The sequence below is a fragment of the Microcystis sp. M_QC_C_20170808_M3Col genome, from assembly GCF_007095505.1.
Lineage (GTDB): Bacteria > Cyanobacteriota > Cyanobacteriia > Cyanobacteriales > Microcystaceae > Microcystis.
Map to the genome: position 1 here is coordinate 1 of NZ_SFBY01000078.1, position 9,876 is coordinate 9,876.

At 41.7% G+C, this 9,876-nt stretch carries 11 protein-coding genes; 4 read left to right on the top strand and 7 right to left on the bottom strand.

Features of this window, described 5'->3' with window-relative positions; genetic code table 11:
- Positions 1–111 precede the first annotated feature (111 nt).
- The gene (locus EWV84_RS04020; protein ID WP_287076597.1) at positions 112–339 is read right to left on the bottom strand and encodes a hypothetical protein; all 228 of its coding nucleotides are present in this window, start codon (positions 337–339) and stop codon (positions 112–114) included.
- A 980-nt stretch (positions 340–1,319) separates the two neighbouring features.
- Here EWV84_RS04020 and EWV84_RS04025 point away from each other — a divergent pair.
- The 3 genes from EWV84_RS04025 (at position 1,320) to EWV84_RS04035 (ending at position 3,817) form a co-directional block, all read left to right on the top strand.
- Positions 1,320–2,459 carry a SpoIID/LytB domain-containing protein gene (locus EWV84_RS04025; RefSeq protein WP_286826982.1) on the top strand — a complete coding sequence of 380 codons (1,140 nt, stop codon included), beginning with the start codon at positions 1,320–1,322 and terminating at the stop codon, positions 2,457–2,459.
- A gap of 107 nt (positions 2,460–2,566) precedes the next feature.
- Positions 2,567–3,046, top strand: a complete 480-nt coding sequence (fabZ, locus tag EWV84_RS04030; protein ID WP_012268022.1) for a 3-hydroxyacyl-ACP dehydratase FabZ — start codon at positions 2,567–2,569, stop codon at positions 3,044–3,046.
- Between the two features lie 3 nt (positions 3,047–3,049).
- A complete protein-coding gene (locus EWV84_RS04035; protein WP_286826329.1) occupies positions 3,050–3,817 on the top strand; it encodes a TspO-related membrane protein in 768 nt (255 codons plus the stop codon).
- On the opposite strand, the gene EWV84_RS04040 is transcribed toward EWV84_RS04035, so the two are convergent.
- The 3 genes from EWV84_RS04040 to EWV84_RS04050 all read right to left on the bottom strand — a co-directional run bounded on the left by EWV84_RS04040 (position 3,814) and on the right by EWV84_RS04050 (position 6,038).
- Positions 3,814–4,278: a VOC family protein gene (locus tag EWV84_RS04040; RefSeq protein WP_286826328.1), complete on the bottom strand. Its 465-nt coding sequence runs from the start codon at positions 4,276–4,278 to the stop codon at positions 3,814–3,816. The genes EWV84_RS04035 and EWV84_RS04040 overlap by 4 nt on opposite strands.
- Positions 4,279–4,346: 68 nt before the next feature.
- Positions 4,347–5,165, bottom strand: coding sequence for a SirB1 family protein (locus EWV84_RS04045; protein WP_287076600.1), 819 nt, complete (start codon positions 5,163–5,165; stop codon positions 4,347–4,349).
- A 78-nt stretch (positions 5,166–5,243) separates the two neighbouring features.
- Positions 5,244–6,038, bottom strand: coding sequence for a metallophosphoesterase family protein (locus EWV84_RS04050; RefSeq protein ID WP_287076602.1), 795 nt, complete (start codon positions 6,036–6,038; stop codon positions 5,244–5,246).
- Between the two features lie 374 nt (positions 6,039–6,412).
- Here EWV84_RS04050 and nagA point away from each other — a divergent pair, with 374 nt between their 5' ends.
- Positions 6,413–7,564 (top strand): N-acetylglucosamine-6-phosphate deacetylase, encoded by a 1,152-nt coding sequence (gene nagA / locus EWV84_RS04055; protein WP_287076604.1) that lies wholly within the window; start codon positions 6,413–6,415, stop codon positions 7,562–7,564.
- Here nagA and ccmS read toward each other — a convergent pair.
- The 3 genes from ccmS to EWV84_RS04070 all read right to left on the bottom strand — a co-directional run bounded on the left by ccmS (position 7,520) and on the right by EWV84_RS04070 (position 9,725).
- Positions 7,520–7,960, bottom strand: coding sequence for a beta-carboxysome assembly chaperone CcmS (gene ccmS, locus EWV84_RS04060; RefSeq protein WP_287076606.1), 441 nt, complete (start codon positions 7,958–7,960; stop codon positions 7,520–7,522). The genes nagA and ccmS overlap by 45 nt on opposite strands.
- 205 nt (positions 7,961–8,165) lie before the next feature.
- On the bottom strand, positions 8,166–9,179 hold the full coding sequence (locus EWV84_RS04065; protein WP_286826324.1) for an aldo/keto reductase: 1,014 nt from the start codon (positions 9,177–9,179) through the stop codon (positions 8,166–8,168).
- Between the two features lie 228 nt (positions 9,180–9,407).
- The gene (locus tag EWV84_RS04070; protein WP_286826323.1) at positions 9,408–9,725 is read right to left on the bottom strand and encodes a slr1957 family protein; all 318 of its coding nucleotides are present in this window, start codon (positions 9,723–9,725) and stop codon (positions 9,408–9,410) included.
- Between the last annotated feature and the right edge of the window lie 151 nt (positions 9,726–9,876).

Consider the following 9,876-nt stretch of genomic DNA (forward strand, 5'->3'; position numbering starts at 1 on the left):
TAGATGATTTCCTGACCTAAGATCACATTTTATTCTTTTTTCCACTTCAATCTAAGAATTGAGAAAAAAGCAAAACCTTATATTATACCATAAAAAAATTATGCAAGAGGTCTATTTTTTCAGGCGCAATAATTCCGTTGATTTCCCCCCTCCTCGATGTCCTGTGTAGAGTTGATGGGTGTACTCTGTTGGCAACGCACGAATAATTTTTCTGCCCAAATCTAGACAAACATCGGCATCCGCTCTCACTGCTTTTAGATCTACATAAAAGGGACTACCAGCAGGTAAAGGAACTGGTTTAAAGGCATGAGCAAGATTAGCGATTAATTGTTCAGACATAGGCGACGATAGCTTGATTGATGTCATTATTATAACAATACTTATTTACAAGATGTTATACCAAATCCGCTTTTAATATTACGATGAACTCCCGATCAAACTTCAAAAACCCAGTTAGGGATTTTTCTCCCACTTCCCACTCCCGATTAAAATTGAATTTCACTCATATACTTTGCACGGCTATAACTTGCATTTTTTACTCAAAGACAATAATGGTTCTTCGGTTTGTCTTATGCAACGTACAGGGTTATAAGGAATGAAACTCTTATAGAAAAAGACATTTGGCGATTTTTGTTAATTGTTTTCGATCTAGAGCGAACTAATCAAATCTCTTGCCAGATAAGGATTTAGTTCATTTATGCCACCCTATCGAACCATACTAAGTAACGAAGAACCACAATAATATATAGCGCTTCTCGCATTTGTGAGGTACAATTTAACTTTTGCTGATTAAGCTTTTCAGGATTGAAAATGTACCTTTTGTGAACAGGAAACGCTATAGTTTAAGAGTCATAATTAGAAGCAAAGCACTCATTGAAAACATGATTAACCTAGAATTCACTGAAGAAGAAAAAAACTCACTGTATTATGAAAGATTTCATCATCCTCATCCCCGGGTTCAACTTAAGATGGAAGTTCTTTAGTTAAAGAGTCAAAAAATACCGCCTTTTTTGGCGCAAAAATGGGAACTAGCTTGGGAGAAATCCCTGCTAGTTTGGCGGCAAGAATTGGCGATTGTCCACTCGAACCTAGAAAATTAATTTTGCCCGACTAATTAGAATAATCGACTAACCCGAATAAATCCCGATTAATCGGACAAAATAGGGCAATTTGCCGATTCAGGGGGTCAGAGGACAGAAAAATTGTCAGACAATCGGGAAAAAGTGACAGGGGAAAAATTTTTCCGAACTGGAGTAGCAAAAAAGTCCCAGTCTGGGTAAAATTGATTATCGATCGATTGTGTGAGGAGTTCGATCCCCATGACCAATAAACACACAGCAAGGCTGCTGGGTAGTTACCTGCAGCGCCTGCCTGCCCATAGCTGGCTCGTCCTAGTTTTTTGGGCTTTGATTATCGCCCCAGTCCAGGCTGCTGTCGAATTACGCATTGCCATCAGTAAAGGTGTTAGTGCCGTCTCCGTGGGCAGTTCCACCGATGCTGTGGTGAAAGATGGGGCCGGCAGAGTCTTAGGAGAATTGACCGCCATGAATGCCCTCAATGCTAATCCCAGAGGAAAAGCGGTGGGTTTGGCCGATTGGCAGGCCAGTCAATTGATCATCGAACCAGGGAATGATGGTTACGTCTGGATTAATGATCGCTGGTATCGAGGACGTACAAGGCTCATTCGGCAAGGTTCTGGGGTGACAGCCCTAAATTTAGTCGATTTAGAGGAATATCTCTATAGTGTCGTCGGTGCGGAAGCGATTCCCTCCTGGCCGCAAGAGGCCTTAAAAGCCCAATCCGTGGCGGCGCGCACCTATGCTCTCTACCAAATGAATACTTCCGGCAATCGCATCTACGATCTCGGTACTACCACCCGCACCCAAGTTTATAAGGGTCTAGAAAGCGAGTTTACTAGCACCCAGGAGGCGGTTAATGCCACCGCCGGACAAATTATGAGCTTCAACGGCAAACCGATTCTAGCGGTGTTTCACTCCTCCTCCGGAGGCCATACGGAAAATGTCGAGGATGTTTGGAATTCCCCCTTACCCTACCTACGCGGTGTCGTCGATTACGATCAGGTCGCACCAGTATTTCAATGGTCAAAAAACTTTAGCGCCAGTGAATTAGGCCGTTTAATCGGTGGTGTTGGTCGCGTGCGATCGCTATCTCCCGAAAGGACCACTCCCCACGGACGAGTGATTAGAATGCGCGTAGTGGGCGATCAAGGCTCTAAATTAATCTCTGATACCCAATTACGGCAAATACTGGAGTTGCGTAGTACCCTATTCACGATTTCAGCTAATAACGGTACTTTTGCCATTAATGGTCGCGGTTTCGGTCATGGGATCGGTTTAAGTCAATGGGGTGCTTTTTCCCTCGCTGACCAAGGGGTGACTTATGACCGCATTCTCAGCCATTATTATCAAAATGCTCGTTTAACTGAAATGCCCAATTAAAAAGGCTGTCAGCCATTTCCAGTAAACAGTAAACAGTAAACTGATAACTGATAACTGATAACTGATTATGAGATAATGTCTGATCTCACTTGTAATTTTTGACTTACATGACCATCGTGACCGAAGCCTTAACCGAGTTGGAACCAGTCATAAAAACTACCTTTACCGTCGAGGAAATTCGCCAACTACTGCCCCATCGTTATCCCTTTGCCCTAGTTGATCGTATTATTGACTATGTACCCGGTCAAAAGGCCGTTGGCCTAAAAAATGTCACGATCAACGAGCCTTTTTTTCCCGGTCATATTCCCAATCGTCCCTTGATGCCGGGGGTGTTAATTGTTGAATCCATGGCCCAAGTGGGGGGAGTGATTTTGACCCAATTACCCGGGATGAAAGGAAAATTTTTTGCCTTCGCTGGCATTGATAAAACCCGTTTTCGTCGTCCTGTGGTGCCAGGGGATCAATTAATCATGACGGTGGAATTATTATCCTTCAAGATGAATAAAATTGCTAAAATGCAAGGGGAAGCAAGAGTCGATGGGCAATTGGCCGCTCAGGGCGAAATGATGTTTTCCATCTTTGATTGACCTATGAATTTTGATCGAGATCGTCTCCGACAAGAACTAAATTTATTTGCTATTCTAGGGGCTTTTATCACCAATATTTTCGCTAATATTTTCCCTCTCAACGGCGAAAATATCGGGGCTATCTCGAATACAGTTTTTCAAGATGTCTTAATTATTCCCGCTAATTATGCTTTTGCTATCTGGGGATTAATCTATCTGGGTTTAATTAGTCTGGGAATTTACCAAGCTTTGGCTTTCAATAAAACTGAACCGCGTTTGCGTCGGTTAGGCTACGAATTAGCCATCGCTAGTGCTTGTCAGATTCTCTGGGTAATTCTCTTTCAATCCCGTTTTTTTATCCTGTCTTTACTGGCAATGCTAGGCATTTTAATTCCTCTCATCCGGCTTTATCTCCGCTTAGAAATTAATCGCTTTATTGTCAATCGTAAACAGGGTTTATTAGTTAATGCTCCTATTAGTATCTATTTCGCTTGGATTACCGTAGCCACGATTGTCAACGTCGCTTCGGTGCTAGATTGGACCAACTGGAACGGTTGGGGAATTGCTCCTAGTATCTGGACGATGATAATCATGGTTATCGGGGCAATAATCGCGATTTTAGTCGGTTTAAACCGAAAAGATCGGGCTTTTATCGGGGTGTTTATCTGGGCTTTCTTGGCGATCGCTGTTAAACAGGTCTCTCTGCCTCTAATTGCGATAACGGCGATTATATTAGCGATTATCCTAACTTTTCTGGTTTTTAGTCGCAGTTTTCGTCCTCTGAGTCGTTAAGATGCGGGATCACAGCGAATTTCGACGATAAAGCCATCGGGATCGTAGAAGTAAACCCCCCTCCCAGTCGGACGGGTCACGGGTCCACTAGCAATAGTAATTCCCTGACTTTGTAGCACTTCTAGGGCAAAATCGAAGCATTCGGGAGCAATATCGAAGGCTAAATGGTTGGCACGGGTAAAAGCGATTTCGGCATTGTCGTCGGGGGGGTTTAAATCTGGTTCCCAAAATAGGTCAATTACTGTACCATCGGGGGTGATAAAATTGGCCACTTTTCCCTGGGCAACTAATTCTTTTAAGGTACTGGGAATTTTTTCCCCCACTAATTCCTCTAAGCCTAAAATTTCCCCATAAAAATGACGAGAAGCCTCCATATCTTTGACGTTGAAAGCGATATGATGGACTTTTCGCAGTTGACCAATTTTGAGTTTTTTCGTGGTGACAGAAGGACTAATAGTCATCTTAGTTATCATTTATCAGTAAAGGGTTGGGGGATTTTTCAGTGAACAGTAATCAGTAATCAGTCGACTTAAGAGTTAATTTTTTGCAATAATTGCCGAATGGATTCCGCATCTTGAGCGTTGGGTAGGAGAGCGAGATAGAAGCCTAAATCCTGTTGCGCTCGGCTAAATTGTCCAATTTGATAGTAAACTAAACCTCGATCGCGCAGCTCTAGGGGATGATTAGGAATGAGCAAAAGTAGCAGCTCTATTGTCCGAATTGTCTGAGACCATTGTTGACGATTCAGGTAAATATATTTTAAATTAGTCAACAAACGTAATAAAATTTGCTGATTGGTAGCAATATTGAGAAAATGTTCTTCTAATTTAACTGGCTGTTGATAAACTTGACTTAATCTTTCTTGACAGTCCTGTTTAAATAAGATTTCACCACCGTGAAAGGGATCGACAAAAATTTCCACTTCCTCGAAATCGGGACGGATAATAAAATGACCCGGCATACCAATTCCTACCATGGGAAAATCGATCTGTTTGGCAATCTCTAAATAGATGATCGAGAGAGTGAGCGGAATACCCGTGCGGCGATCAATTACGTCATTTAAGTAGCTATTGCGGGGGTCATAGTATTCTTGGGTATTACCAGTAAATTGTAAATCTTCAAACAAATATTGATTGATAATCTTGACTATTTTTAAAGGATATAATCTATCGGGTAAACGTTTTTTTACCTCCTCAGCCATTAAATTTATTCTATTTAAATAGTGATCAATATTGAGGCGCGGATATTCAAAATTGGCTATTTGTAGGGCTGCCCGAGCTAGATTTATCTCAGGGTCAGGATGTTGAATTGTTTGGATGAAGGCTTGGTATAAGAGTTCAAGGGTCATTAGCAAAGAGTATTAATCAGATTATCAACTATTTTAACCGATCCTTCCGATTTTATCGCTTCTCTTTTCCGATCACCATTAAATATTCAGCGATTTAGATGAGCTTTGCTGGGAAGAGTAGCGAGAAATCTTGTCAATGTCTAGATTAACCACGGCTTTTTCTAAAGGGATCGTGCGACAATTTTTATTTTGAGACTGCACTTGATAAACTAATTGATTTGTCCAATCTAAAGCAGTTAACCAACCACTTTGAGGATGATAAACCCCAGTTTCAATGTCTAGCCAACCGCTGCCGCGAGCTAGTTGTCCAGGTTTGACATCGGGAAAGGTAAAGGTTAAAGTATGACCTGTGATAATTAGTTTATCCTTGAAATAGGGTTGGGTCATGGTATGAAATTCATTTCTAATCCAACAAAACTGCTCGTTTGTTTGCTGTTCAAGGGGATATTCTGGGTGTACTCCCGCGTGAACTAACCAAATATCTCCTAGGTCTAAATAAGCGGGTAGGGATTGGAACCAATTGATATGCTCGGCGGGTATATTGTTATTATAACTTAGTAGTGTCGCCGCCCCACCACTCTCAATCCAGCCGTTGAACCATCTTTCAGGAACTTCTTTTCCCGTCAGAGCTTTTAAGAGCATATATTCATGATTTCCTAGGAGACATTGGTAGTTATTTTTGATGACAAAATCCACCACTTCCAAGCTCTGCTGTCCTCGATCGATTAAATCTCCCAGAAAATAAACCTCATCCTCACTATCGGGAGCAACTCGGTTTAATAGTCGCAAAAGTGTCTGAAAACTGCCATGCACATCTCCGATAATAATACGACGCGGTTCTTGAGTCTTTTTCCCTATTTTTCTAAACAACACACACCCCTGTCTAATTGCTGAGATTGCTACTCTTTTATTGCTAAAAAAGGAGTTTTTATAAGGTCTTAATTTTATTATAGGACAAAGCTTTCCCTCTGACAGTCACTGGTTTTGGGGAACGCCGGAACTGCGGCAGAAAGGGGATGTGATTGTTTTGTCAAGTATTTTTGCAATCTCTGGACAGGGAGCGGTCAGGTTATGGTATCATTTTTTTATGATGATTTTTATATAATCGGATGTGGGCATTCAAAGGTAAACGCAAAGATTCCCATTATATAAAAAAGTATCTCAAAAAAATGCACACTTGTCAAGCATCATCAAAAAAAAAGTTTTTTTTTGAGATTATAATAAAAAAAAATTAGTTTTCTGCTTCTATGATAACCCTAATTAACGCTAGAATTCCCCACCATCAGGATCGACAACAAATAGAGATAAATGCTGCTGGAAAGATTGAGAGGATAACGGAGATGGGGGGAAGGATAAAAGGGGAAAAGATTATCGATATGGAAGGGGATTGGCTATCGTTAGGAGGAGTAGATTTACAGATCAATGGAGGATTAGGATTAGCATTTCCCGACTTAGAAATAACAGATCTAGAAAAGTTAGATAAGATTAGCGATTATCTTGGGAATCAAGGAATTGATGGTTATCTTCCCACCCTAGTCACCACGTCCGTGGAGAAATTTCAAAAATCCCTCTCAGTAATTGCCAAATATATCGAGAAACAGCAACAGGAAAATCGAGGGAGCGCCCAGGTTTTAGGAGTACATTTAGAGGGTCCATTTTTAAACTATGAAAAAAGGGGGGCGCATCCGGGACAATATCTTTTAAAACCAAGTATAGAAACAGTAGATAAACTCTTTGGGAACTACTTATCGATCGTAAAAATTATCACCCTAGCCCCAGAATTAGATAGTAGCGGTACGGTGATTAAATACCTAAGCGATCGAGGAATTACCGTCAGTTTAGGACATTCGCAAGCGAGTCAAGAAATAGCCAAAAAAGCCTTTTTACAGGGGGCAAAAATGGTTACTCATGCCTTTAATGCCATGCCTCCTTTACATCATCGTCAACCGGGTTTATTAGGGGAAGCAATTATCAATCGTGATGTCTATTGTGGGTTAATTGCCGATGGTCAACACATCCATGCAACCATGATAGAATTATTACTAAAAGCCAGTAATTATCATCGAGGAATTTTCTTAGTTAGTGATGCTTTAGCACCGATCGGTTTAGGGGATGGTGTCTATCCTTGGGACGAGAGAGAAATTGAAGTTAAACAGGGAACAGCAAGACTTTTTGACGGTACTTTAGCGGGAACAACCTTACCCTTATTACAAGGAGTAGCCAATTTAGTTAACTGGGGAATATGTGATTTAGAAACAGCAATTCTTCTAGGGACAGAATCCCCCAGAAAAGCGATCGGATTAGCGGGTTTATCGGTGGGACAACCTGCCAACTTTTTGCGTTGGCAATCGGCATCAAATTGGGAAAGATTGGATTTCCGTCAGCATTTTGACCTCTAACTGTTGAATGAGGGTATCGAGATCCACTTCGAGGCGATTAAAACATTCAGGAGGGGAAAGATCGGGTTGAAAATAAATCAATTTTACCTGACCATCACCGATAGCGACTATAGCCACTTCTTCCCTGGGATTATAGCGATAAATAATCCCAAGCATCTCTTGAATTTTGCGATTAACCTGGCGATTTAATTTCTCTAGAGCTTCCTTAGAACAACAGACAAAATGGGGCTGGGGTTTAAGATCGATGCCCAGGGTTTCTTGGGCATCTTCTCCCCATTCCGAGAGTAAACCCCACATTAAACCTGCTAATTCCTGTTGATTTTCCTGCACGAATTGATCTAATTGATAGCGCCATTGATTAGCGGGATCATCGGGGATTGGTTGTTCAAATCTCATCATTAGCCTCTTTTCAGTTATCAGTTATCAGTTATCAGTTATCAGTTATCAGTCCTTGATAAGGGGGGGAAGCTGACAATTTTTAACACCTACCTACTTATCGAAAAAATCGGGACTAAAACCTCACCTTAAGGCGAAAAGTTTTGGGAGCGGGGCATAAATCCCCGTTACAAAAACGGCCTCCTGCCCCTGCCGACCGCCTTCGTTAACGACGGTACTCATCACCGCAATCACCGATTAACTGCAATAAATCCTGGGATTTTTGCAAGACATGATCAATTTTTTGATAGTCTTGGGGGGATAATTGAAAATCGAAAATACGGGCATTTTCTTGGATATGTTCAGCAACACCCAAACGTACCCCAATAATTGCTCCAGCTACGGCTTTTTGTTCGAGAACGTAACGCACTGCCACATTAGGAATGGTGACATGATAGGAATCAGCGATCGCTTTAAGAACGGTTAATAATTCTTGGAATAATTGCCAGTTTCCCCAAGCATTGATCATGTTTTTATATTTCCGTAAACTAGCGGTATTGAGACTCATGGCATTAGGTTCAGGATGACCGAGATATTTTGCCCCTAATAAGCCTCCTGCTAGAGTACCATAGGCGAGTAGATAGATGTTATGTTCCTGGCAAAATTGCGCCATTTTAGCTAGAGGACGACGATCGATCAGGGAAAACTGGACTTGATTGGAGACTATTTTAATCCCGGCGCTGAGAATAATTTTTAAATGTTCCGTGTCGAAATTAGTCAAGGCCAGGTGTTTAATTTTGCCTTCCTGTTGTAATTCTCCTAAAAAATATAAGGCATCTAGATAATTTTTATCGCGATAATCCCACCAGTGAAACTGCAATAAATCGAGACTATCCACATCCATACGACGTAGGGAAATAGCGATATTTTTTTCGACTATTTCCTTAGTCATTTTACCCGGACGGGGAACCCATTTAGTGAAAGCTTGCAGATTATTTAAAGCATCAATGCCCCTTTGGGCAACTAATTGACGACGAAATTCACCGATAAAATCTTCGGCCGGACCGTAATGATCGGCCAGATCCCAAGTGGTGAAACCGGCATCTAGATAGGAAAACATACTAGGGATCGCTTTTTGGGGTGCGATCGAACCATGGGACCCTGAAACTTGCCACATTCCGTTCAAAATACGACAAATTTCCAGATCGGGGGTAAACTGTAAGCGACGAGATTCGGACATGGGGACTTTTCAGTGATCAGTAAACAGTAAACAGTAATCAGTAAAAAGACAGCAGAAAACTGCCATTGAATACTGCTCACTTAATATTCTATTCTCCTACTGACTACTGATCACCGATTACTGATTCAAGACAGATCGATCGTCCCTGTCCAGAAAAAAGCGGTAAAGGGGAAGACTTTCGGAAAAATCTCCCCCTTTTTGGGTTTTTGCTGCTCAATTTTTGCCTGCTTAATATTCCACTTCCAATCGCGCTGCGGTGACAGCATCAAAAGCGAAAGCGAGAACTATAGGCATAGGACAAGCGAGGATGACACAGAGAATTAAAGCTGTTACAGTCAATCCGATCGCCACTCCTAACCAAAGTTTTTCGGCAGGAGATAGACCTTTTTGGCGCTTAATTTTTTGTAACACTTTGGTGGGAATTGGTTCTGGCATCACGGCATTGGGAGGGAATGCCCAATAATTACTGTAGCGTTCGAGAAATAGCTCTGTCCAGCCGTTTTCTTGACACCATTCTTGAATCCATGGTTCGTGAAAGTGTTTCATTGCGTCCCTGTTAACTTTTTCCAGTGATTACTTTGACACTCCCATCGCTCTCATGCGAGGGATTCTTGGTTCACTGAGTTTCCTTAATCTGGCAGGACGTATCCAACCAAACCAGAGGGAATCTCTCCCCAAGCGTATTAGTTTCGGTATG